Genomic DNA, 24,148 nt, shown 5'->3' on the forward strand with positions numbered 1-24,148 from the left:
TGGCGGTGCTGAAGAAAAAGGCATTGGCCTTGATCTGAGGTTTCCTGTTCCGGCCTCTTCGCGGGCACGCCCGCTCCCACAGATATTGCACAGTTTTCCAGTACTGTATGGTCCCTGTGGGAGCGGGCGTGCCCGCGAAGAGGCCGGAACAGGAAACCTCAGATCAAGGCCAATGCCTTTTTCTTCAGCACCGCCAGATCCATCACCGGCACCCCGACCTCCTTGGCCATCTCGTCCCACTCGCGCATGCGCAAGCTCACCTCGAACAGCGGATCGCGCTCGAAGGCATCTGCCTCGTCAGCGCTCATGACCCCACCTTGATATCCCAGGGTCCTGCGGCTCGCCTCGCTCAACCGTTCGTAATACCCCGGCTGGCGCAAGGTCAGGTAACGCTTGGCCTCCACGTGATACTGCACCAGCCGTGCCATTCGCTCGCCAAAGCCACAACGGCGCAGGTACTCGGCACCGATGCGCTCGTGGCTGACCACGCCATAGCCCCCCATGCTGGCGTCGCCGCCGCACAGGTGGCCAATGTCGTGGAAGAACGCCGCCAGCACCACTTCATCGTCGTAACCTTCAGCCATGGCCAGCTGCGCAGCCTGGGACATGTGTTCGAGCTGGTTGATGGCTTCGCCGATGTAGTCGTCGCTGCCATGCTGCTCATACAAGTTGAACAGCTTGTCGATGGTCTGGGCTGGCGTAAGCATTGGCTTCACTCCTGGGCTTATTGTTGCGCCACTTTCTCCGATTTGCCGTCATAGCGCTTGCGCCATTCAGTGAGGATCTCGTCGCGGTTCTTCGAGGCCCAGGCAAAGTCGTTCTTGATCAGGCGCTGTTCATAGTCGGCCGGCAGTTCGGTCTGCGGCTTGGCAATGCCTGGCGCGGCCAGTACGGCAAAGTTGTCCTTGTACAGTTCCATGGCCGCCGGGCTTGCCGAGAAATCAGCCAGGCGCTTGGCCGCGTCAGCCTTCGGCGAACCCTTGATCACGGCGGTCGCCTCGATCTCCCAGCCCAGGCCTTCCTTCGGCAGCACGATGTCCAGCGGCGCGCCCTGGCGCTTGAGCTGCACAGCCGGGTATTCGAACGAGATACCGATCGGGAACTCGCCCGCCGCCGCCAGCTTGCACGGCTTGGAGCCGGAGTGCACGTACTGGCCGATGTTCTGGTGCAGGGCGTCCATGTAGGCCCAGCCCTGTGGCTCGCCGAAGGTCTGCAGCCAGGCGCTGACGTCGAGGAAGCCGGTGCCGGAGGAAGCCGGGTTAGGCATGACGATCTTGCCTTTGTACTCAGGCTTGGTCAGGTCCTGCCAGCTTACTGGCTTGGTCAGGCCTTGCTTCTCGGCTTCGACGGTGTTGAAGCAGATGGTTGCGGCCCACACGTCCATGCCGACCCAGGCTGGCGGGTTGGCCGCATCGCGGTAGTTCGCGGAGATCTTGCCCAGGTCTTTCGGCGCGTAGGCTTCGAGCATGCCGTTCTGGTCGAGGATGGCCAGGCTGGAGGCGGCCAGGCCCCAGACCGCGTCGGCTTGCGGGCGGTCTTTCTCGGCCAGCAGCTTGGCGGTGATGATGCCGGTGGAGTCACGCACCCATTTGATTTCGATGTCCGGGTTGGCCTTTTCGAAGGCCTGCTTGTAGCTCTTGAGCTGCTCGGCTTCCAGGGCGGTGTAGACGGTCAGCTGGGTGGCTGCGGCCGAAGCCTGCAGGCTGAAGACGGCGGATACGGCAGCGGCAAGTGCAAGGGGCTTGAACATGATGCGTTTCCTATCAGTGTGGGCAGTCGGTCAATGGCCAGGCGCGCGTTGGCGCCAGGCCTGGGAGCGGCGCAGCAGGCCGCGGGAAGCACCGGCCAGCAACAGCGAAGCAGCGGCGCTGGTCAGCAGGATCAGGGTCGACATGGCGGCAGCGCCGCCAACGTTGCCGGCATCGTCCATGTTCAACACAGCGACGGCGGCGAGGATGGTGTCGGGGCTGTAGAGGAAGATTGCCGCCGACACGGTGGTCATCGCCGAGACGAACAGGTAGCGGATGATGTCCAGCAGCGCCGGCAGGCAGATCGGCACGGTGACCCGCACGAAGTGCTTGTACAGCGGCGCCTTGAGCGACAGCGCGGCAGCCTCGAACTCGCCGTCGAGCTGGCGCAGTGCGGTGGCGGCGGTCATCTGTGCGGTGGTCAGGTAGTGGGCGATGGTGCACAGCACCAGCAGCGCCATGCCGCCATAGAACACATGCAGCGGGTTGCCGTTGAGGTTGAAGAAAAAGACGTAGCCCAGGCCCAGTACCAAACCGGGCACCGCCATGGGGATGAAGCTGAGCAGGCGCAGGGCCTGGTTGAGCAGGCGCTGGCCCTGGGTTTTCTCCATCAGGTAGGCGCCGGTGAAGATCACCAGGCTGCCGATCAGTGCGGTGCACAGGGCCATGGTCACGCTGTTGCGGTAGGCCAGCCAGCCGCCACCGGCAGTATCGTCGAACATGTAGTGCTTGAACGACAGGGTCAGGTTGTACGGCCAGAACGTCACCAGCGACGAGTACACCGCCATGCCGATCACCACCAGCAGGGCCGCGCAGACCAGCAGCACGATGGTCAGGAAGCAGGCATCACGGCCGCGCGACGGCTTGGGCTCGAACACCTGGGCACGGCCGCTCATCGCCTCGCCCTGGCGCCGACGCAGCCAGGCATCGACGCCGAAACTGAGCAGCGCCGGCAGCAGCAGGACCATGCCGATCAACGCGCCACGACCGAACTGCTGCTGGCCGACCACCGCCTTGTAGGCTTCCAGCGCCAGCACCTGATAGTCGCCGCCGACCACCACCGGCACACCGAAGTCGGTGATGGTCAGGGTGAACACCAGGCAGAACGCGGCGAACACCGCCTGACGCGTGGCTGGCCAGGTGATGCTGCAGAATGCCCGCCACGGCCCGGCGCCCATGCTCGATGCCGCGTCGAACAGCCGGGCGTCGGCCAGTGACAGGGCCGAGAGCAGGATCATCAGCGCATGGGGGAAGGTGTAGATGGCCTCGCCGAGGACAATGCCCCAGAAGCCGTAGATGTTGTCGCTCAGCAGGCTGCGCAGCAGGCCCTGGTTGCCGAACAGATAGACCAGGGCAATTGCCGGGAGCATCGACGGCGCCAGCAGCGGCAGCAGCGAAATGCCGCGCCACAGGCCCTTGGCCGGGATCAGCGTGCGCTGCAGGGCATAGGCGAACAGGTAGGCCAGCGGCACCACGATCGCCGCCACGGTGAAAGCCACCGACAGACTGTTGCCGAGCAACCAGTGGAAGTTATCGCTGGCGAACAGTTCGCGGGCGGCCAGCAGGCCACCGCCCTGGCCGGCTTCACCGCTGAAGCCTTTCCAGAAAATGGCCAGCAGCGGCATCACCACGGCCAGCAGCAGAAGGACCAGCAGCAGGCTCTTGCCACCGATGACGAACAGGCGATCACCCAGGGCGACGTCGCCGCGTCGCGCATCCTTGGCTTGGGTCAGCGGCAGGGACATTGGCGCGGCCATCTCAGGCAAACACCTGCAGGCTCTGCGGTGGCAAGGCCACCCAGATATCCTGCGAGCCCAGACGCGGCATGGCTTCCGGCGCCAGTTCGGCAAGCAGCGCATGGCCCGGCAGGGCCTTGAGCTCAAAGCTCATGCGGCAGCGGTTGCCGAGGAAGGTGATTTCGCGGACCTTGGCCGGGAACAGGTTTTCCTCATGCACCACCGGGTTCACAGTGATCGCCTCCGGGCGGCAGAACAGTCGGCCACTGCGGGCGGTACCTGCGTTGGTCGCCAGACGCATGCTCATGGCGCCGACCTGGGCGTGGCTGTCGCTGCTGCGCTGGAACGGCAGCCAGTTGCCCTGGCCGACGAACTCGGCGACGAACGGCGTGGCAGGCTGGTCGTAAATTTCCTGCGGAGTCGCGTATTGCTCGACCTGACCGTTGTTCATCACCGCAATGCGGTCGGCCATGAGCATGGCTTCGTCCTGGTTGTGGGTGACCATCAACGTGGTGATGCCCAGCTGGCGCTGCAGTTGGCGCAGCTCGGTGCACAGGTGCTCACGCACCCGGGCATCCAGCGCCGACATCGGCTCGTCGAGCAGCAGCAGCGAGGGTGATGGCGCCAACGCACGGGCCAGGGCCACGCGTTGCTGCTGGCCACCGGACAGCTGACCGGGATATTTCTTTTCACTGCCAGACAGGCCAACCAGTTCCAGCATTTCTGCCACACGCTGGCGGCATTCGTCGCGGCTGCTTTCGGTCAGGCCATAGGCAATGTTGGCTTCAACAGTCAGGTTGGGGAACAGCGCGTAGGACTGGAACAGAATGCCGTAGTCCCGGCCCTGGGGTGGCAGTTCGGAGATGTCGCGCTCACCGATGTACAGCGCGCCGCGGTCCTGGCGTTCGAGGCCGGCAATGCAGCGCAGCAGGGTGGACTTGCCGCAACCGGACGGGCCGAGCAGGCAGACCAGCTCGCCAGCAGCGATGTCCAGGGACACGTCGTTAAGCGCCGTGAAGGCACCGAAACGCTTGTGGATACCGCGCACTTTCATCTGTGCGCCCGGGGTGGCGTGGTTCATGGCAAGGCCTCATCGAACAAGTGAGGCCATGCTAGGAAGGCTGTGCGAAGGTTCTGTGGCTTTTGGGCAAAAGCCGGTGATAGTGGTATAGGCAGATTTTGTAATGGCCCGACATGCCGCTCCTACAAGTGCGAACCCACCACTTCCTGCGCCACACCGAGGAAGGCCGCCGGCAACCGGGCCTGGCGCCGCTCCTTCAGGCAATACAGGTATTCATGCATCACCGGCGCATTCTCCAGCGCCAGCACCCGCAGCTCCGGGTTGTGCGGCACCTCATGCCGGGCAATGACGCTGATGCCGATATTGCGCAGCACCGCCTCGCGGATCGACTCGCGGCTGCCAATCTCCAGCAACGCCCCGGCCTTGACCCCGGCGTCCAGCATCATCTGCTCGGTCAGCTTGCGCGTGGTCGAGCCCTTCTCGCGCATCAGCAGGCAATGCCCCGCCAACCCCTCGATGGATACCGCCTGCCGATGGGCCAACGGATGATTGCGGTGCACCGCCACCACCAGCGGATCGGTGCCCAGCACCCGCCGCACCAGCCGCGCATCCTCCACCAGCTGCGACGACGCGGCGATATCCACCCGGTAGTCCTCGAGCATCTCCAGCACCTGCTGCGAGTTGCCGATCTCCACCGTCACTTCGACCTGGGGCAGCCGTTCGCGGAAGATCTTCACCAGGTCGAGGATGTAGTACGGCGCGGTGGCAGCAATGCGCAAGCTGCCCTGGGCCTGGCCGCTGTTGCGCAGTTCGAACTCGATGTCGGCCTCCTGCTGCAGCAGCGCCTTGACCATCGGCAGCAGGCGCACGCCCTCCTCGCTCAGCACCAGGCGCCGGCCGCCGCGGTAGAACAGCTCCACTGCATATTGGCTTTCCAGGTTGCGGATCTGTGTGGTCACCGTCGGCTGGCTGAGCCCGAGCTTCTTCGCCGCCAGGGTGATGCTGCCCAGGCGGGCCACCATGTAGAAGGCTTTGAGTTCGGCACTCAGCATTGCAGGACCTCATTTGCGCAGCAGGCGCAGACCGTTGAACACCACCAGCAGGCTCACGCCCATGTCGGCGAACACCGCCATCCACATGGTGGCCATGCCGGCAAAGGTGATCGCCAGGAATATTGCCTTGATGCCCAGCGCCAGAACGATGTTCTGCATCAGGATCGCCGCACTTTGGCGCGACAGCCTGACGAACGCCGGGATTTTGCGCAAGTCGTCATCCATCAGCGCCACGTCGGCGGTCTCGATCGCCGTGTCGGTGCCCGCCGCCGCCATGGCGAAGCCGATTTCGGCACGGGCCAGAGCTGGCGCATCGTTGATGCCATCGCCGACCATGCCCACCCGGTGCCCTTCGGCGTACAGCTGCTCGATGCTGTGCAGCTTGTCGGCCGGCAGCAGGTTGCCTTCGGCACGGTCGATACCCACCTGGGCGGCGATAGCCTCGGCGGTGTGCGGATTGTCGCCGGTCAACATGACGGTCTTGATGCCCAGTGCGTGCAGTTCGGCAATCGCCTGGCGGCTGCTGTCCTTGACCGTGTCGGCCACGGCGAACAGTGCCAACGGCCCGGAACGGTCGAGCAGCAGGACTACGCTCTTGCCCTGGCGCTCCAGCGTATCCAGTTGGGCTTCCAGCTGCGGCGAGCACAGACCCAGCTCCTCGACCAAGCGATGGTTGCCCAGATGGTAGGTCTCGCCGTCGATATCACCCCGCACGCCGCGGCCGGCCAGGGCCGCGAATTCGCTGACCTCGCTCAACGGCAGGTTCTGCGCCTTGGCGAACTGGGCGATGGCGCCCGACACCGGGTGATCGGAACGGTCGGCCAGGCTTGCCGCCAACGCCTGGGCACGGCCCTCGAACAGCGGTTCAAGCACCTTGGCATCGGTTTGCACCGGTTTGCCGTGGGTGATGGTGCCGGTCTTGTCCAGGGCCAGGAAGTCCAGCTTGCGCCCGCCTTCCAGGTAGACCCCGCCCTTGATCAGGATGCCCTTGCGCGCCGCAGCGGCCAGGCCACTGACGATGGTCACCGGGGTAGAAATGACCAGCGCACACGGGCAAGCCACCACCAGCAGTACCAGCGCACGGTACACCCAGTCGAACCAGGCGCCGGCCATGAACAGCGGCGGGATCACGGCCACGGCCAGGGCCACGGCGAACACCACCGGGGTGTAGATGCGCGAGAACTGGTCGACGAAACGCTGGGTAGGCGCACGCGCGCCCTGGGCTTCTTCGACGGCCTTGATGATGCGCGCCAGGGTCGACTGCCCTGCGGCCGCCGTCACCCGGTACTCCAAGGCGCCGGCCTGGTTGATGGTGCCGGCGAACAGCTTGTCGCCTGCTGCCTTTTCCACAGGCAGGCTTTCACCGGTGATCGGCGCCTGATCGACACTCGATTGCCCGCTGACCACTTCACCATCCAGGCCGATACGCTCGCCAGGTCGCACCCGCACCAAGGCACCGATAGCCACCTCACGCACCTCCAACTCGCGCCACTGGCCATCGGCCTGCTGCACCGTGGCCATGTCCGGGGCCAGCTGCATCAGCCCGCCGATGGCATTGCGCGCCCGGTCCAGCGAGCGCGCCTCGATCAGCTCGGCGACGGTGAACAGCACCATGACCATGGCCGCTTCCGGCCACTGGCCAATCAGCACGGCGCCGGTCACGGCGATGCTCATCAGCGCATTGATGTTGAGGTTGCGGTTCTTCAGGGCGATCCAGCCCTTCTTGTAGGTGCCCAGGCCGCAGCCGAGGATTGCCGCCAATGCGAGCGCGGCAACCAGCCATTCCGGCGCGAGACTGGCAAAGTGCACGATTTCGGCGGCGATCGCGGCAACACCCGACAGGGCCAGCGGCCACCAGCGGGTCTTGTGCGGCTGCGCTGCAGTGGTGCTGCCGTCGTCCTCGGCGGCCAGCGGTTCGGCCTTCATGCCCAGGCTGTCGATGGCACGCTCGATTTCGCCCGTGCCGCTCAAGGTATGACGTACGCCGAGCACGCGGTTGATCAGGTTGAATTCGAGCTGCTCGATGCCGGCCAGCTTGCCCAGCTTGTCCTGGATCAGGCTCTGCTCGGTGGGGCAGTCCATGGCGTCGATGCGAAAACGGCTGAGCTGCGCATGGCTGCTGGCCTTCTCGCGCAGTTGCACCAGCGCGGGCGCGGCGCTGGAGCCACAGCAGCTGTGGGCGTGAGCGGCATGGCCGTGGTCTTTATCGCCATGGGCATGATCGTGCGAATGCTTGTGTTCGTGGCTGACAGGCTGGTTCATGGGGTCATTCTTAAATTGAGCCTGTTGCCAAGTGAACACCCTGTAGCCACTATAGGGTCAAGCCACTTGCTGGAGATTTCGCCATGAAGATCGGAGAACTGGCCAAAGCCACCGACTGCGCCGTGGAAACCATCCGCTATTACGAGCGTGAACAATTGCTGCCGGAGCCGGCGCGCACCGAGGGCAACTACCGGCAGTACACCCAGGCCCATGTGGAGCGGCTGACCTTCATTCGCAACTGCCGAACGCTGGACATGACCCTGGACGAGATCCGCAGCCTGCTACGCCTGCGCGACAGCCCAGACGACTCGTGCGGCAGCGTCAACGCGCTGATCGACGAGCATATCGAGCATGTGCAGGCGCGGATCGATGGCTTGGTGGCGTTGCAGGAGCAGCTGGTGGAGCTGCGGCGGCGCTGCAATGCGCAGGGGGCGGAATGCGCGATCTTGCAGCAACTGGAGACGAACGGGGCGGTATCCGTGCCGGACACCGAGCATTCGCATGTGGGGCGAAGCCACGGGCATTGAGATTGCTGGGGGCGCTTTGCGCCCCGGCAATCTAGAGAATCACACCGCCATCGGCGCCGTCATCGGCGCATGGTGCTCATACCCTTCCAGGCTGAAATCACTCGGCTCGATCTTCTCCAGCCACTCCGGCTCGTACTTGCCGGTCTTGGCAAATTCCGGCACACGGTCGCTGACCACCAGCTTCGGCGCTTCCAGCGGCTCGCGCTTGAGCTGCTCGTTGAGCATGTCCAGGTGGTTCTCATACACATGGGCATCGCCGATGAAGTAGGTGAACCAGCGCGGGGTGTAGCCGGTCAGGCGGCCGAACAGCGACAGCAGCGCTGCGCCTTCGGTGAGGTTGAACGGCGTGCCCAGGCCCAGGTCGTTGGAGCGAATGTAGAGGGTCAGGGAAATCTCCTTGGTCTCGACATTCGGGTGGAACTGGTACAGCAGGTGGCACGGCGGCAGGGCCATTTCGTCGAGCTGGGCGCAGTTCCAGCCGTGGAACAGGATGCGCCGGCTACCCGGGTCGTTGGCGATGGTGTCCAGGCACTGGCGCACCTGGTCGATGGCCTTGTACAGGATGACGAACGCCACACCGTCCTCTTCGTCCTGGGCGATACGGCGGAAGCCCGCCTGCTCGGCCATTTCGATGGCTGCCGGGTTGCTCAGCGGGATACGCTTGTAGCCCGGCCACTGGCGCCATTGCACACCGTAGATCTCGCCGAGGTCGTCATGGCCCTGACGGAACGGGTTGGCCAGCCACTGAGCGTTCTCGTTGGCATTCTGGTCCCAGACCTTGCAGCCCAACTCGCGGAACTCACCGGCGTTCTTCACGCCACGCAGGAAGCCGACCATCTCGCCGATTGCCGACTTGAACGCCAGCTTGCGCGTGGTGATGGCCGGGAAGCCCTTCTGCAGGTCGAAACGCAGCATGGCGCCCGGCAGGCTGATGGTGCGGATGCCGGTGCGGTTGCCCTGCAGCGTGCCGTTCTCGATGACGTCGCGGACCAGGTCCAGATACTGTTTCATGGCTTACCTGTAACAAGAACGGCAGGGGGATCACCCCTGCCGTGGGAATAATCAGGCGGGTTTCGCCGTGGGTTTGCGATTATAAGCCCACCAGATCAGGCCAAGGCCAGCCAGGATCATCGGCACGCAGAGAATCTGACCCATGGTCAGCCAGCCCCAGGCGATGTAACCGAGCTGCGCGTCAGGCACACGGACGAACTCCACGACGAAACGGAAGATGCCGTAGAACAGCGCAAACATGCCGGAAACCGCCATGGTTGGCCGCGGCTTGCGCGAGAACAGCCAGAGGATGACGAACAGTGCCACGCCTTCCAGGGCGAACTGGTACAGCTGCGACGGGTGGCGCGGCAGCTGGGCCGGGTCGCTGAATGGCGGGAAGATCATCGCCCATGGCACGTCGGTGGGCTTGCCCCACAGTTCGGCGTTGATGAAGTTGCCGATACGCCCGGCGCCCAGACCGATCGGCACCAGCGGCGCGACGAAGTCCATCAGCTCGAAGAACGACTTGTTGTTGCGCTTGCCAAACCACAGCGCGGCCAGCATCACGCCGATGAAGCCACCGTGGAACGACATGCCGCCCTTCCACACCTCGAAGATCAGCGTCGGGTTGGCCAGGTAGGCGTGCAGGTCGTAGAACAGCACATAGCCCAGGCGCCCACCGACGATCACCCCCATCGACAACCAGAACACCAGGTCGGAGAGCTTCTCGCGGGTCCAGGTCGGGTCGAAGCGGTTGAGCCGGCGCGAGGCCAGCAGCCAGGCACCGCCGATGCCGACCAGGTACATCAGGCCGTACCAGTGGATTTTCAGTGGCCCGAGGGCTACGGCCACGGGGTCTATCTGCGGGTAAGGCAGCATGGAACTTCCTCTCGATTCAAATCAGAAAGCTGAGGCCGACGCAGAACAGCAAGGCTGCGAACAGGCGTTTCAACAGGCGTGGCGACAGCTTGTGCGCCAGGCGCGCGCCAAAGCGCGCGAAAAACATGCTTGTCACGGCAATGCCGACCAGCGCCGGCAGGTAGACGAAACCCATGCTGTGGGGCGGCAGGTGTTGCTCGTGCCAGCCCAGCAACATGAAGCTCAGGGCGCTGGCCAGGGCAATCGGCAGACCGCAGGCCGACGAGGTCGCCACGGCCTTTTGCATCGGCAGGCCACGCCAGGTCAGGAACGGCACGGTCAGCGAACCGCCGCCGATGCCGAAGATCGCCGAAGCCCAGCCGATCACCCCGCCGGCGCCGATCAAGGCCGGCTTGCCAGGGATGTCATGGCTGGCCTTGGGCTTGAGGTCCAGGGCCATCTGCGCGGCGATGATCAGGGCGAACACACCGATGATCTTCTGCAACTGCGGGCCCTGGATCAGCGAAGCGGTCTTGGCGCCGATACCGGCGCCGATGAGGATACCAAGGGTCATCCAGGCGAAGATCGGCCATTGCACCGCGCCCTTGCGATGATGCTCGAGCACGGCGTTGATCGAGGTGAAGACGATGGTCGCCAGCGAGGTACCGACTGCCAGGTGGGTCAGCACCGACGCGTCAAAGCCTTGCAAGGTGAAGCTGAACACCAGCACCGGCACGATGATGATGCCGCCGCCCACGCCGAACAGCCCGGCCAGCACGCCGGCGCAGGCGCCCAACAGCAGATAGAGCACGAATTCCATTCGTCTTCCCCGAAAAAACAATCCGGCATGGTAACGGAAGCCGGGCTCGGGGCTCTAGTGAACTCTGTGACAGGATGGATCGACACCCGTGCAGTGGGTACAGTGGGCAAAAACACAGAGGCCCAACCTATGTGCCTGATCGTATTTGCCTGGCGGCCAGGGCACGCCCTGCCGCTGATCGTCGCGGCCAACCGTGACGAGTTCTATGCCCGCCCGACCCAGGCCCTGGCCGCCTGGGAAGATGCGCCTGGGGTAAATGCCGGGCGCGATCTTGAAGCCGGTGGCACCTGGCTGGGTGTCGGCCCACAGGGGCGCTTCGCGGCGCTGACCAATATTCGCGACCCGGGGCAGGTGCTGGGGCCACGCTCGCGGGGTGAGCTGGTGGCGGCGTATCTGCAGGGTGAACTGGGGGTGGAGGCCTACCTCGACCAGGTGGCCAGCCGCAGTGGGCAGTATTCAGGGTTCAACCTGTTGGTAGGTGATGGCCATCAGCTGGGCTACCTGCATGCCCGGGACGTGGCGCCACGCTTGCTGGAGGCCGGCGTGTACGGGCTTTCCAATGCCGGGCTGGATACGCCGTGGCCGAAGCTGGTGAAAGCACGCACAGGGTTGCAGGGGCTGCTGGAGACGGCCGACCCACAGCAATTGCTGGCGTTGCTGGCGGATAACGAGCCGGCAGCGGACGGTGAGCTACCGGAGACCGGCGTGGGGGTGGCGACCGAGAAGTTGCTGTCGAGTGTGTTTATTGCCAGCCAGAACTATGGCACTCGGGCGAGTACTGTGCTGATTGTCGATGATCAGGGCAGAAGGCGGCTGGTTGAGCGTAGTTTCGGACCTTTTGGTGGCCACCTAGGGGAAGTCAGCCTGGAACTATGATGCTGGCTTTACCGGCCTCTTCGCGGGCACGCCCGCTCCCACAGGGATCGCGCTGTGCCTGTGGGAGCGGGCATGCCCGCGAAGAGGCCGGTACAGGCACCCTCAAATTCAGAGGGTTTTATTGGCCCCAGGCCCGATCATCCGCGCCAGGCCAAGGTTCTTCAGGGCCAGCTGCAGCGAACTGTGGATAACTTGCGGGTTGTCGTGGCTCAAGGCTTCAACCAGCAACTCCTTGGCCTTGCTCATGTTCACCTGGCGCAGCATCCACTTCACTTTCGGCAAGTTGGTGGCGTTCATCGACAGGCTGTCGAAACCCATGGCCATCAACAGGATCGCCGCTGCCGGGTCACCGGCCATCTCGCCGCAGATACTGACCGGCTTGCCTTCGCCATGGGCATCACGCACCACGGTATTGAGCGCCTGCAGCACCGCCGGGTGCAGGTAGTCGTAAAGATCGGCGACCCGTGGGTTGTTGCGGTCCACCGCCAAAAGATACTGAGTCAGGTCGTTGGAACCGACCGAGAGGAAGTCCACCTGCCGCGCCAGCTCCTTGGTCTGGTACACCGCCGCAGGGATTTCCACCATCACGCCCACCGGTGGCATCGGCACGTCGGTGCCTTCGTCGCGCACCTCGCCCCAGGCACGGTGGATCAGGTGCAGCGCCTCTTCCAGTTCATGAATGCCGGAAATCATCGGCAGCAGGATGCGCAGGTTGTTCAGGCCCTCGCTGGCCTTGAGCATGGCGCGGGTCTGCACCAGGAAGATTTCCGGGTGATCGAGGGTGACGCGGATGCCGCGCCAGCCGAGGAACGGGTTTTCTTCCTTGATCGGGAAGTACGACAGCGCCTTGTCACCACCGATGTCGAGGGTGCGCATGGTCACCGGCAGCGGGTGGAAGGCCGCCAGCTGCTCGCGGTAGATTGCCAGCTGCTCTTTCTCGCTGGGGAAGCGCTGGTTGATCATGAACGGCACTTCGGTGCGGTACAGGCCAACGCCTTCGGCGCCACGCTGCTGGGCACGGGCCACATCGGCGAGCAGGCCGGTGTTGACCCACAGCGGCATGCGGTGGCCGTCGGGGGTGACGCACGGCAGTTCGCGCAGGGCATCGAGGCCCTGGGCCAGCTGGCGCTCCTCTTCGACCACATCGCTGTACTGCTTGCGCAGCACCTCGCTGGGGTTGGTAAACACCTCGCCCTTGTAGCCGTCGACGATCATTTCGATGCCATCGACCTTGGAATATGGCAGATCGACCAGGCCCATCACCGTCGGGATGCCCATGGCCCGGGCGAGGATGGCGACGTGGGAGTTACCCGACCCCAGCACCGAGACCAGGCCAACCAGCTTGCCTTCCGGCACTTCGCCGAGCATCGCCGGGGTCAGCTCTTCGCTGACCAGAATGGTGTTGTCGGCATACACCAGCGACTGCGAGCGGGCTTCCTGCAGGTAGGCCAGCAGGCGCCGGCCAAGGTCCTTCACATCCGAGGCGCGCTCGCGCAGGTAGTCGTCGTCCATCAGTTCGAAGCGGTTGACGTGCTCGCCCACCACCTGGCGCAAAGCGCCCTGGGCCCATTGGCCGGTCTTGATGACTTCGATCACTTCGCCACCCAGGGCGGCGTCTTCGAGCATCATCAGGTACACGTCGAACAGTGCGCGCTCTTCCGGGCGCAGCTGGGTCGCCAGCTTGGCCGACAGCTTGCGCATGTCTTCGCGCACGCCCTCGAGGGCGTTCTGGAACAGCTTCAGCTCGGCGTCGATGTCATCGACAGTCTTGTCCGGCACCACTTCCAGGTCGGCCGGTGGCAGCATGACCACGGCACGCCCGACAGCGGCGCCTGGCGAGCCCGGCACGCCGACGAAGCGTGCCTCCTGAATACCTTTGCCCTGGCGGCCCAGGCCACGGATCGAGCCGGTGGCTTCGGCGTGGGCGATAACCCCGGCGAGCTGGGCACTCATGGTGACAAGGAAGGCTTCTTCACCTTCATCGAACTGGCGACGCTCCTTCTGCTGGATGACCAGCACGCCGACCACTCGACGGTGGTGGATGATCGGCGCACCAAGGAAGGAGGCAAATTTCTCTTCGCCGGTTTCGGCGAAGTAGCGATAACGCGGGTGATCGGCGGCGTTTTCCAGGTTCAGCGGTTCTTCCCGGGTGCCGACCAGGCCGACCAGGCCCTCGTTGGGGGCCATGCTGACCTTGCCGATGGAACGCTTGTTCAGGCCTTCGGTGGCCATCAGCACGAAGCGGTTGGTTTCCGGGTCAAGCAGGTACACCGAGCAGACCTGGCTGCCCATGGCCTCCTTGACGCGCAAGACAATGATCCCCAACGCCGTCTTGAGATCTTTGGCGGAGTTCACTTCCTGGACGATCTTGCGCAGCGTATTGAGCATGGCTCGGGGTCGAACTCCGTCGTCAGTCGCGCGTCAGCAGACGCGGTGCAAGCTCTTTCAGGGCACGGCGGTAGACTTCACGCTTGAATGTCACCACCTGGCCCAGCGGGTACCAATAGCTGACCCAGCGCCAGCCGTCGAACTCCGGCTTGCCGGTCAGGTCCATCCGCACCCGTTGTTCATTGCTCACCAGGCGCAGCAAAAACCACTTTTGCTTCTGGCCGATGCACAGCGGTTGGCTGTGGGTGCGGACCAGCCGCTGGGGTAAACGATAACGCAACCAGCCGCGGGTGCAGGCAAGAATTTCCACATCATCGCGTTCAAGGCCAACTTCTTCGTTCAGCTCGCGGTACAGGGCATCTTCTGGCGTCTCGTCAGGGTTGATACCACCCTGGGGGAATTGCCAGGCATCCTGGTTGATCCGCCGAGCCCATAGCACCTGCCCGGCATCATTCGTCAGAATGATCCCGACATTGGGGCGAAAACCATCCGGGTCGATCACGGCAGCAACCTCGCAAACGCATGTCACCGCATTGTTCCACAAAGCTTGCGAGCGCAGCAACGCGCCCGCCAAGCTTATGTGCAGTGCGGTGAAAACTCCGTATTCTGCGGGCCTACCCTGTGGCTGACACGAGTGACCGCGATGCGCCTGGCTTTATTCGACCTGGACAATACCCTCCTCGGTGGCGACAGTGACCACGCCTGGGGTGACTACCTGTGCGAGCGGGGCATTCTCGACCCGGTCGCGTACAAGAAACGCAACGACGCCTTCTACCAGGACTACCTGAACGGCACCCTGGACCTGCAGGCCTACCTGGCCTTTTCCATGGAAATCCTCGCCGCCACCGAGCCGGCCCAGCTCGACCAATGGCACCGCGAGTTCATGCGCGACTGTATCGAGCCGATCATCCTGCCCAAGGCCCTGGCCTTGCTGCAGCAACACCGCGAGGCCGGCGACCAGCTGGTGATCATCACGGCCACCAACCGCTTCGTCACCGCACCGATTGCCCGCCGCCTGGGTGTGCGCGTGCTGCTGGCAACCGAATGCGAGACACACGACGGCCGCTATACCGGGCGTAGTACCGATATAGCGTGTTTCCGTGAAGGCAAGGTGACGCGGCTGGAGCGCTGGATGCTGGAGAACGGGTTCGACCTGGCGGACAGCTATTTCTACAGCGACTCGATGAATGACCTGCCGCTGCTGGAGCGGGTGACCCATGCGGTGGCGGTGGATCCGGACCCGAACCTGCGGGCCGAAGCCGAGAAGCGTGGGTGGCCTGTCATTTCGTTGAGAGATTGATTTATTCCTGCACCGGCCTCTTCGCGGGCAAGCCCGCTCCCACATGGACCGCGCAGCCCCTGAAAGCTGTGCAGTACCTGTGGGAGCGGGCTTGCCCGCGAAGAGGCCGGCGCAGGCAGTTCTGGACTATCAGACCGGCTTGGCGCCCATCAGCCCGGCGATGGACAGGAAGCACACCCCGCTGAACACCGCCAAAGCCAAGGTAAACCGCAACCCCACCACTTCAGCCTTGCGCAGCCGGTTCAGCCGCACCAGCAGCCACCACCCGGCAAACGCACCCAGCGTATAGATGACACTGGAAGCCAGCACCCAGGTCTGCCCCAGCGGCCAACCCACCAGATGCACCAGCCACCAGCCGGTGAACGGCATGCTCACCAGACACGCTCCCATCACCAGCCAGACGAACACCAGTGGCCGGCGCAGCAGCTTGGCATAGGCTTCGGCATCGCCTTGGCGGCGGGCCCGCACGGTCCAGGCCGTCAGGCCCAGGGCGCCCAGCAACAACAGCGCGGTGGCGATGATGTGCAGGGCCTTGAGGGTGGTCAGGTATTCCATGTCTTCACATCCTTGAGCGTTAAGCCAAGCTTAGCCGCTCAGCCCAGGAACAGCTTGTACGCCGGGTTGTCGGTCTCGTCCCAGTACGGGTAGCCGATCTTGGCCAGCGCCGCCGGCACCAGGTGGCGCTCGTCTTCAGGCACCTGCAAGCCTGCCACCACGCGCCCGTCAGCCGCGCCGTGGTTGCGGTAGTGGAACATCGAGATATTCCAGCGCCCGCCCAGCTTGGTGAGGAAGTTGAACAACGCCCCCGGCCGCTCGGGGAACTCGAAGCGCAGCACGATCTCGTCGCTGGCACCGGCCGAATGGCCACCGACCATATGGCGGATGTGCAGCTTGGCCAGTTCGTTGTCGGTCAGGTCGGTCACCGGGAAGCCCTGCTCGATCAGGTGCTGCACCAGCGCCGCCCGTGGGTCGTTTTCCGGGTGGGTCTGCACGCCGACGAAGATGTGCGCCTCATCGGAGGTGTGCTTGCGGTAGTTGAATTCGGTGATCTGGCGCTTGCCGATGGCCTCGCAGAAAGCCTTGAAGCTGCCTGGGCGCTCGGGGATGGTCACGGCAATGATGGCTTCGCGCTTCTCTCCCAGTTCGGCACGCTCGGCGACGTGGCGCAGGCGGTCGAAGTTGACGTTGGCACCCGAGTCGATTGCTACCAGGGTCTGCCCGGTCACACCTTTGAGTTCGACATACTTCTTGATGCCGGCCACGCCCAACGCGCCGGCAGGTTCGGTGATCGAGCGGGTATCGTCGTAGATATCCTTGATTGCAGCACAGATTTCGTCGGTACTGACCGTCACCACCTCATCCACATGGAGGCGGCAGATATCGAAGGTGTGCTGGCCGATCTGGGCCACCGCCACACCGTCGGCGAACAGCCCGACCTGCGGCAGCACCACGCGCTCGCCGGCCGCCATCGCGGCCTGCAGGCAGTTGGAGTCGTCCGGTTCGACGCCGATCACCTTGATGTCCGGGCGCAGGTATTTCACATAGGCCGCGATACCGGCAATCAGGCCACCGCCGCCCACCGGGACGAAGATCGCGTCCAGTTGCCCCGGGTGCTGACGGAGAATTTCCATCGCCACGGTGCCCTGGCCGGCAATGGTGTGCGGGTCGTCATAGGGGTGGATATAGACGAAGCCCTTCTCGTCGACCAGCTTCAGCGAGTAGGCCAGCGCTTCGGGGAACGAGTCGCCATGCAGCACCACCTTGCCGCCGCGCGAACGCACGCCTTCGACCTTGATCTCCGGGGTGGTCTTGGGCATCACGATGGTGGCCTTGATGCCCAGCTCGCGGGCCGCCAGGGCCACGCCCTGGGCATGGTTGCCGGCCGAGGCGGTGACCACGCCACGGGCCAGCTCTTCCGGGGTCAGCTGCGCCAGCTTGTTGTACGCCCCGCGGATCTTGAACGAGAACACCGGCTGCAGGTCCTCGCGCTTGAGCAGAATCTGGTTGCCCAGGCGCTTGCTCAGCTGGCCGGCGCTCTGCAACGGGGTTTCGACGGCGACGTCGTAGACGCGCGAGGTGAGGATCTTCTTGACGTACTGTTCGAGCATCGGGAAAGCATCACTGGCCGCGGGACAAGGGCTGCGAGTCTACCCCAGCGCTACGTCGGGCGACCACAGCAAAGCCGCCCGAGCCGTTATACTAGGCTCCTTTCATTACCGCCCTGCCCCTTTCCGGAGCCCGCATGACCCAGGACCAACTCAAACAGGCCGTCGCCCAGGCCGCTGTCGACTTCATTCTGCCGAAGCTGGATGAAAAAAGCGTCGTCGGCGTCGGCACTGGTTCGACCGCCAACTTCTTCATTGACGCCCTGGCCCAGCACAAGACCGCCTTCGATGGCGCGGTCGCCAGCTCCGAGGCCACCGCCCAGCGTCTGAAGGGCCATGGCATCCCGGTCTACGAGCTGAACAGCGTCAGCGAGCTGGAGTTCTATGTCGACGGCGCCGACGAGAGCGATGCGCACCTGAACCTGATCAAGGGCGGCGGCGCGGCCCTGACCCGCGAGAAGATCGTCGCGGCCGTGGCCAAGACCTTCATCTGCATCGCCGACGGCAGCAAGCTGGTGCCGGTGCTGGGCGCCTTCCCGCTGCCGGTCGAGGTCATCCCGATGGCCCGCAGCCACGTGGCGCGTCAGCTGGTCAAGCTGGGCGGCGACCCGGTGTACCGTGAAGGCGTGGTGACCGACAACGGCAACGTGATCCTCGATGTGCACAACCTGCAGATCACCAACCCGGTGGAGCTGGAAGCACAGATCAACGCCATCGTCGGCGTGGTCACCAACGGTCTGTTCGCGGCACGCCCGGCGGACCTGCTGCTGCTGGGTACCGCCGAAGGGGTGAAGACCCTCAAGGCCGAGTAAACCACTCGCGGGCGAATCCGCTCCTACGGCGCCGTGGGAGCGGGTTCGAACACATAGAACAGGTTCGGCTCACTAACCAGATAAATGGTCCCCGCCTCATCCATCGCAATCCCCTCCGCCTGCGGCACCGTCGCCTTCAACCCCTGATAGCCCTTGCGCAACGACAAGCTACTCAGCGGCTTCCCCTCCACATCCAGCTCCAACACCAACCGCGACTCATCCGACAGCGCCAGCAGATGCCCGCTGCGCTCATCGAACTGCAAGCTCGACAGATCCCGCACGAACAACCGTGAATCACGCTTGCGATCCTGCACCACATGCACGGCATAAGGCTGCTCGGGGTGTTCATGCGGGAAGCCCTGCACCTCGTAGATCAACAGGGGATCACGCTCCTTGGCCACGAACAGGCGCTTGCCCGCCGAGTCATAGGCCAGGCCCTCGAACCCCTTGTTGCCGTTCAGGCCGATACCCAGGCTCAACTGCTCGGCAGCGGCGGCATCGAGCACCAGCGTGTCATCATCGAGGCGTACGCGGATCAGCCGCTGCAGGCGCTCATCGGTGATCACATAGGTGTTGGGCCCGACGTATTCCACGGCTTCCGGGTCGCCAAAGCCGGTCAGCGGCACGCGACGCAGGATACGCCCGTCCAGCGACAGCTCGATCAGCTCCGACCGGGCATTGGTGACCGTGAACAGGGTTTTGCGGTCGGGGTCGTAGGTCAGTGCGGAAAGGTCATCGTCCAGCCCTTCGACCGGCTGCGCCTCCATGACCACGCGATAGCGATCGAGGCCAACGCCCAGCTCGACGGGCTGCCACCAGGCCTTGAAGTTGAACCAGCCCCGCTCGAACAGGCGGAACTCCTGACCGACCAGGCCCAGGAGCAGCAGCCCGGTGACAACAAGAGGCAGAAACAGACGAACAAAGCGACGCATGACCACAGACTCGACATGAGGGACGCGAATCTAACCATGGCCGACTGAAGTGAACCTTAATGCCCGAACGGCTTGCTACTGCTACTGGCTTTTCTTGAAGCGATAGAACAGGTTCGGCTCGCTGACCATGTACAGGTTGCCCTGATCGTCCATGGCAACGCCTTCGGCACGCGGGATGGTGTGCTCCAGGCCGTTGAAACCACCCAGCAAGGTCATGAAGCTGACCTGCTGACCTTGCTCGTCAAGCTCCAGCAGCATGTTGGAATCGGCCGACAACACCAGCAGATGCCCGGTGCGCGGGTCGACGCCCAGGGCCGACAGGTTGCGCAGGTCGAGCTGGTCGCTGGCCAGTACCTGCTTGTCACCTTTGAGCGGGCTGCGTCCATCGGTGCTCCAGGTGTACAGCTTCGGCGGTCGCTCCTCGCCAATCACCAGACGCTGGCGCATCGGGTCCCAGGCCACGCCTTCGAAGCCCTTGTTGCGCTTCACCGACTCGCCCAGGTCGTGACTCTGGAAGTCCGCGTGGTTCAGCGAGGCGGTCTGCGCATCTACCTTGACCACGGTCAGGTCGTGCAGGCGCTCGTCGGTGATCACCACGTTGCCATCTTCCATCACGGCGACACCCTCCGGGTTGCTCCAGCCTACCAGCGGGATCTTGCGCAGCACGTCGCCGTCGAGGCTGAGCTCGACCAGGAACGGGTTTTTGCCCATCACTGCGAACAGCGTGCGAGTGTGGGGGTTGTAGGCGACGTCCGAAGCTTCGTCATCTTCCATGCCCGGCAGCACTTTGGCGTCGATGTCGACCTGATAGTCCGGCAGCCACACGCTCTCGCTGCGCTCGGCGCTGGTTTCAAAGCCTTCCTTGACCCACAGCATGCCACGGTCATCCCAGTGCATCGCCACCGCCACGCCGTAACCGATCACCGCCGCAACGGCCAGGCCGAAGGGCCAGCGCAGGTAGAAGCGGCGCTTGGGGGATGCGGATGCGCTGGAGGATGCTGGCATGCGAAAGTCCTGGGGAAATGGGCGAAGATCCGCGCATTATCCGGATAGGGTGTGAAAAAATCGGTAAACCGCGCCAGCCTCTTCGCGGGCACGCCCGCTCCCACAGGGATCGCACAGTGCCTGAGGCTTGTGCATCACCTGTGGGAGCGGGCGAGCCCGCGAAGAAGGCCGCCGCGGTATGGGCTCAGAGCACCCGGCTCTCGAAACGGCAGACGCCCGGCAGCTCCAGCACCAGCTCGTCACCGACAGTGAACGGCCCGACACCGGCCGGGGTGCCGGTCAGGATCACATCCCCCGCCTGCAGCGAGAAATGCGCCGCCATGTACTGGATGATCGGCACGATCGGGTTGAGCATCATCGCGCTGTTGCCGTCCTGGCGCACTTCACCATTGATGGTCAGGCGCACCGGAATATCGGTCACATCTTCAAAGGACGCAGCGGAAACGAACGGTGGCAGCACGCAAGCGCCGTCAAAGCTCTTGCACAGCTCCCATGGCAGGCCTTTTTCCTTGAGCTTGGCCTGCACGTCGCGCAGGGTCAGGTCCAGCGCCGGGGCGTAACCGGAGATGGCGTCCAGCACTTCTTCCTCGGACGCACTGGACGACAGCGGCTTGCCCAGCAGCACGGCGATTTCGGCCTCGTAGTGCACCGAGCCACGGTCGGTCGGGATCTTGAACCCACCTTCCAGCGGCACCACGCAGCTACCCGGCTTGATGAACAGCAGCGGCTCGGAAGGAATGGGGTTGTCCAGTTCCTTGGCATGTTCGGCGTAGTTGCGGCCGATGCACACCACCTTGCCCAGCGGGAAATGAATGCGCGTGCCGTCTACATACTGGTGCTGGTAACTCATGGCCGACTCCTTTGATTACTGCTTTTATTCAGGAGCGAAGATCTTACCCGGATTCATGATGCCGTTAGGGTCGAAGACGGCCTTTATTGCCTTCATGCAGGCAATTTCCTCAGGCGAACGGCTGTAGCCCAGGTAGTCGCGCTTGGTCATGCCCACGCCGTGCTCGGCCGAGATCGAACCGTTGTAACGCTGGACGATCTCGAACACCCATTTGTTGACCTTGGTGCACGAGGCGAAGAAGTCATCCTTGCTCATGTGCTCGGGCTTGAGGATGTTCAGGTGCAGGTTGCCGTCGCCAATGTGGCCGTACCAGACCACTTCATAGTCGGGGTAATGCTCGCTGACGATGGCATCGATATCGCGCAGGAACGCCGGCACCTTGGAAACGGTGACGGAAATGTCGTTCTTGTAGGGCGTCCAGTGGGAGATGGTCTCGGACAGGTACTCGCGCAGCTTCCACAGGTTCTTCAGCTGGGTTTCGCTCTGGCTCATCACCCCATCCAGCACCCAGCCCTGCTCGACGCAGTGCTCGAAGGTGGCCAGCGCTTCGTTGGCCACCTCCTCGGTGCTGGCTTCGAACTCCAGCAAGGCATAGAACGGGCAGTCGGTGTCGAACGGGGCCGGCACATCGCCACGGGCCATGATCTTGGCCAGGCCCTTGTCGGAGAAGAACTCGAAGGCGGTCAGGTCGAGCTTGCCCTGGAAGGCATGCAACACCGGCATGATCGAGTCGAAGTCCGGCGTGCCCAGCACCATGGCGGTGAGGTTGCGCGGGGCGCGGTCCAGGCGCATGGTCGCTTCGACCACGAAACCCAGGGTGCCTTCGGCGCCTATGAACAGTTGGCGCAAGTCATAACCGGTGGCGTTCTTGATCAGGTCCTTGTTCAGTTCCAGCAGTTCGCCCTTGCCGGTGACCACTTTCAGGCCGGCCACCCAGTTGCGGGTCATGCCGTAACGGATGACCTTGATACCGCCAGCATTGGTGCCGATGTTGCCGCCAATCTGGCTGGAGCCGCTGGAGGCGAAGTCCACCGGGTAATACAGGCCATGCTCTTCGGCAAAGGCCTGCAACTGACGAGTAATCACACCCGGCTGGCACACCACAGTGCGGTCGAAGGCATTGAAATCAACAATCTGGTTCATGTAGTCAAAAGAGACGACGACTTCGCCATTGGCCGCCACGGCCCCGGCGGAAAGCCCGGTGCGTCCGCCGGACGGCACCAGCGCGGCCTGGTGCTGGTTGGCCCAGCGCACGATGGCCTGCACCTGTTCTACTGTCTTGGGGAACACGATGGCCGTGGGCGCAGGCGGGTAATGCTTGGTCCAGTCCTTGCCGTAGGCCTCCAGGGAAGCGGGGTCGGTCAGGACCTTGCCAGGGTCGACAAGGGTCATCAGTTCATCAATTACAGCGGGGTGGGTCATCGCTGGAACTCTCGACTTATTCATAGTCACCCTGAGCACTCTTCACCTGTCGGGATAAGCTCAGATTGTGTCGCGTATGCTAGCATAGCCCTCCCGCTGTTCATGCTAAGGCTGCCCTAGCGCCTGGCATCAGTCCTCGCCATTTTTTCTCCGGGATACAGGTTTACGCAGATGAGCAAGACTTCTCTCGACAAGAGCAAGATCCGGTTCCTTCTTCTTGAAGGTGTGCACCAGAACGCAGTCGATACCCTCAAGGCTGCCGGCTACACCAACATCGAATACCTCACCGGTTCATTGCCGGATGCCGAGCTGAAAGAAAAGATCGCCGATGCCCACTTCATCGGTATCCGCTCGCGCACCCAACTGACCGAAGAAATCTTCGACTGCGCCAAGAAACTGGTCGCCGTCGGCTGCTTCTGCATCGGCACCAACCAGGTCGACCTGGCTGCGGCCCGCGAGCGTGGTATCGCCGTCTTCAACGCACCGTACTCCAACACCCGTTCGGTGGCCGAGCTGGTGCTGGCCGAGGCCATCCTGCTGCTGCGCGGCATCCCTGAGAAGAACGCTTCCTGCCACCGTGGCGGCTGGATCAAGAGCGCGGCCAACTCGTTCGAGATCCGCGGCAAGAAGCTGGGCATCGTCGGCTACGGCTCGATCGGTACCCAACTGTCGGTCCTGGCAGAAAACCTGGGCATGCAGGTGTACTTCTACGACCCGCTGACCAAGCTGCCGCTGGGCAACGCCGTACAGGTCACCAGCCTCAACGAACTGCTGGGCCTGGCCGACATCGTTTCGCTGCACGTGCCTGAGCTGCCATCCACCCAGTGGATGATCGGCGAGAAGGAAATCCGTGCGATGAAGAAGGGCTCGATCCTGATCAACGCCGCCCGTGGCACCGTGGTCGAACTGGACCACCTGGCCGCCGCGATCAAGGACAAGCACCTGATCGGCGCCGCCATCGACGTGTTCCCGGTCGAGCCGCGCTCCAACGATGAAGAGTTCGAAAGCCCGCTGCGTGGCCTGGACAACGTGATCCTGACCCCGCACATCGGTGGTTCCACCGCCGAAGCCCAGGCCAACATCGGCCTGGAAGTGGCCGAGAAGCTGGTCAAGTACAGCGACAACGGTACTTCGGTATCGTCGGTCAACTTCCCGGAAGTTGCCCTGCCGGCGCACCCAGGCAAGCACCGCCTGCTGCACATCCACGAAAACATCCCGGGCGTGCTCAGCGAGATCAACAAGGTCTTCGCCGAGAACGCCATCAACATCTCCGGTCAGTTCCTGCAGACCAACGAGAAAGTCGGTTACGTAGTAATCGACGTTGACGCCGAGTACTCCGACCTGGCGCAGGAAAAACTGCAACAGGTCAAAGGCACCATCCGTTCGCGCGTTCTGTTCTAAGGTCGCTGGCGGTATAAAAAAAGGGAGGCCCTGGTGGCCTCCT

Annotated in this window: 22 protein-coding genes; 5 read left to right on the forward strand and 17 right to left on the reverse strand. The window is 63.7% G+C overall.

Annotation, left to right across the window (positions count from 1 at the left end; all coding sequences use genetic code 11):
• Nucleotides 1–158: 158 nt before the first annotated feature.
• From J7573_RS13580 to J7573_RS13605, 6 genes are all read right to left on the reverse strand, one after another.
• Nucleotides 159–707 (reverse strand): phosphonate degradation HD-domain oxygenase, encoded by a 549-nt coding sequence (locus J7573_RS13580; protein WP_294335541.1) that lies wholly within the window; start codon nt 705–707, stop codon nt 159–161.
• 17 nt (nt 708–724) lie between these two features.
• Nucleotides 725–1,750, reverse strand: coding sequence for a putative 2-aminoethylphosphonate ABC transporter substrate-binding protein (locus tag J7573_RS13585; RefSeq protein WP_294335542.1), 1,026 nt, complete (start codon nt 1,748–1,750; stop codon nt 725–727).
• 30 nt (nt 1,751–1,780) lie between these two features.
• Nucleotides 1,781–3,505, reverse strand: coding sequence for a putative 2-aminoethylphosphonate ABC transporter permease subunit (locus J7573_RS13590; RefSeq protein WP_294335543.1), 1,725 nt, complete (start codon nt 3,503–3,505; stop codon nt 1,781–1,783).
• Between the two features lies 1 nt (nt 3,506).
• Nucleotides 3,507–4,565, reverse strand: coding sequence for a putative 2-aminoethylphosphonate ABC transporter ATP-binding protein (locus J7573_RS13595; protein ID WP_294335544.1), 1,059 nt, complete (start codon nt 4,563–4,565; stop codon nt 3,507–3,509).
• Between the two features lie 122 nt (nt 4,566–4,687).
• Nucleotides 4,688–5,557 carry a LysR family transcriptional regulator gene (locus J7573_RS13600; RefSeq protein ID WP_294335545.1) on the reverse strand — a complete coding sequence of 290 codons (870 nt, stop codon included), beginning with the start codon at nt 5,555–5,557 and terminating at the stop codon, nt 4,688–4,690.
• A 9-nt stretch (nt 5,558–5,566) separates the two neighbouring features.
• Nucleotides 5,567–7,819 (reverse strand): heavy metal translocating P-type ATPase, encoded by a 2,253-nt coding sequence (locus tag J7573_RS13605; RefSeq protein WP_294335546.1) that lies wholly within the window; start codon nt 7,817–7,819, stop codon nt 5,567–5,569.
• Nucleotides 7,820–7,902: 83 nt separating this feature from the next.
• On the opposite strand from J7573_RS13605, the gene cadR reads away from it, so the two are divergent.
• The gene (gene cadR, locus J7573_RS13610; RefSeq protein WP_027920939.1) at nt 7,903–8,346 is read left to right on the forward strand and encodes a cadmium resistance transcriptional regulator CadR; all 444 of its coding nucleotides are present in this window, start codon (nt 7,903–7,905) and stop codon (nt 8,344–8,346) included.
• A 39-nt stretch (nt 8,347–8,385) separates the two neighbouring features.
• Here the strand turns inward: cadR and J7573_RS13615 are convergent, their stop codons facing one another.
• Genes J7573_RS13615 through J7573_RS13625 form a run of 3 tightly spaced genes read right to left on the reverse strand, consistent with a single transcriptional unit; the run spans nt 8,386 to nt 11,014 of the window.
• A complete protein-coding gene (locus J7573_RS13615) occupies nt 8,386–9,357 on the reverse strand; it encodes a thymidylate synthase (RefSeq protein WP_294335547.1) in 972 nt (323 codons plus the stop codon).
• Nucleotides 9,358–9,408: 51 nt separating this feature from the next.
• Nucleotides 9,409–10,215 carry a prolipoprotein diacylglyceryl transferase gene (gene lgt, locus J7573_RS13620; protein ID WP_294335548.1) on the reverse strand — a complete coding sequence of 269 codons (807 nt, stop codon included), beginning with the start codon at nt 10,213–10,215 and terminating at the stop codon, nt 9,409–9,411.
• Nucleotides 10,216–10,231: 16 nt separating this feature from the next.
• Complete coding sequence (locus J7573_RS13625; RefSeq protein ID WP_294335549.1) at nt 10,232–11,014, reverse strand: sulfite exporter TauE/SafE family protein; 783 nt, start codon at nt 11,012–11,014, stop codon at nt 10,232–10,234.
• A 129-nt stretch (nt 11,015–11,143) separates the two neighbouring features.
• Between J7573_RS13625 and J7573_RS13630 the strand changes: the two genes are divergently transcribed.
• On the forward strand, nt 11,144–11,890 hold the full coding sequence (locus J7573_RS13630; protein WP_294335550.1) for an NRDE family protein: 747 nt from the start codon (nt 11,144–11,146) through the stop codon (nt 11,888–11,890).
• A 108-nt stretch (nt 11,891–11,998) separates the two neighbouring features.
• Here J7573_RS13630 and ptsP read toward each other — a convergent pair whose 3' ends face one another.
• Nucleotides 11,999–14,278, reverse strand: coding sequence for a phosphoenolpyruvate--protein phosphotransferase (gene ptsP, locus J7573_RS13635; RefSeq protein ID WP_294335551.1), 2,280 nt, complete (start codon nt 14,276–14,278; stop codon nt 11,999–12,001).
• Between the two features lie 22 nt (nt 14,279–14,300).
• Nucleotides 14,301–14,780, reverse strand: a complete 480-nt coding sequence (locus J7573_RS13640; RefSeq protein WP_003249017.1) for an RNA pyrophosphohydrolase — start codon at nt 14,778–14,780, stop codon at nt 14,301–14,303.
• A gap of 141 nt (nt 14,781–14,921) precedes the next feature.
• Here J7573_RS13640 and J7573_RS13645 point away from each other — a divergent pair, with 141 nt between their 5' ends.
• Complete coding sequence (locus tag J7573_RS13645; RefSeq protein WP_294335575.1) at nt 14,922–15,578, forward strand: HAD family hydrolase; 657 nt, start codon at nt 14,922–14,924, stop codon at nt 15,576–15,578.
• A 129-nt stretch (nt 15,579–15,707) separates the two neighbouring features.
• On the opposite strand, the gene J7573_RS13650 is transcribed toward J7573_RS13645, so the two are convergent.
• Together J7573_RS13650 and ilvA are read right to left on the reverse strand one after the other, a co-directional pair.
• Entirely contained in the window at nt 15,708–16,133 is a 426-nt protein-coding gene (locus J7573_RS13650) for a DUF2269 domain-containing protein (protein ID WP_294335576.1), read from the reverse strand.
• Between the two features lie 38 nt (nt 16,134–16,171).
• Complete coding sequence (gene ilvA / locus J7573_RS13655) at nt 16,172–17,686, reverse strand: threonine ammonia-lyase, biosynthetic (protein ID WP_294335578.1); 1,515 nt, start codon at nt 17,684–17,686, stop codon at nt 16,172–16,174.
• 134 nt (nt 17,687–17,820) lie between these two features.
• On the opposite strand from ilvA, the gene rpiA reads away from it, so the two are divergent.
• Nucleotides 17,821–18,495, forward strand: a complete 675-nt coding sequence (gene rpiA, locus J7573_RS13660; protein WP_060485716.1) for a ribose-5-phosphate isomerase RpiA — start codon at nt 17,821–17,823, stop codon at nt 18,493–18,495.
• A 23-nt stretch (nt 18,496–18,518) separates the two neighbouring features.
• Here rpiA and J7573_RS13665 read toward each other — a convergent pair whose 3' ends face one another.
• The 4 genes from J7573_RS13665 to J7573_RS13680 all read right to left on the reverse strand — a co-directional run bounded on the left by J7573_RS13665 (nt 18,519) and on the right by J7573_RS13680 (nt 22,704).
• Complete coding sequence (locus J7573_RS13665) at nt 18,519–19,427, reverse strand: SdiA-regulated domain-containing protein (protein WP_294335581.1); 909 nt, start codon at nt 19,425–19,427, stop codon at nt 18,519–18,521.
• A gap of 81 nt (nt 19,428–19,508) precedes the next feature.
• Nucleotides 19,509–20,432, reverse strand: a complete 924-nt coding sequence (locus J7573_RS13670; protein WP_294335583.1) for an SdiA-regulated domain-containing protein — start codon at nt 20,430–20,432, stop codon at nt 19,509–19,511.
• A gap of 184 nt (nt 20,433–20,616) precedes the next feature.
• Entirely contained in the window at nt 20,617–21,282 is a 666-nt protein-coding gene (locus J7573_RS13675; protein WP_085676353.1) for a fumarylacetoacetate hydrolase family protein, read from the reverse strand.
• 24 nt (nt 21,283–21,306) lie between these two features.
• Nucleotides 21,307–22,704 carry an FAD-binding oxidoreductase gene (locus J7573_RS13680; protein WP_294335585.1) on the reverse strand — a complete coding sequence of 466 codons (1,398 nt, stop codon included), beginning with the start codon at nt 22,702–22,704 and terminating at the stop codon, nt 21,307–21,309.
• A 171-nt stretch (nt 22,705–22,875) separates the two neighbouring features.
• Here J7573_RS13680 and serA point away from each other — a divergent pair, with 171 nt between their 5' ends.
• Nucleotides 22,876–24,105 (forward strand): phosphoglycerate dehydrogenase, encoded by a 1,230-nt coding sequence (gene serA / locus J7573_RS13685; protein WP_103446144.1) that lies wholly within the window; start codon nt 22,876–22,878, stop codon nt 24,103–24,105.
• Nucleotides 24,106–24,148: the final 43 nt, after the last annotated feature.

It is taken from the genome of Pseudomonas sp. (genome assembly GCF_017744435.1).
Lineage (GTDB): Bacteria > Pseudomonadota > Gammaproteobacteria > Pseudomonadales > Pseudomonadaceae > Aquipseudomonas.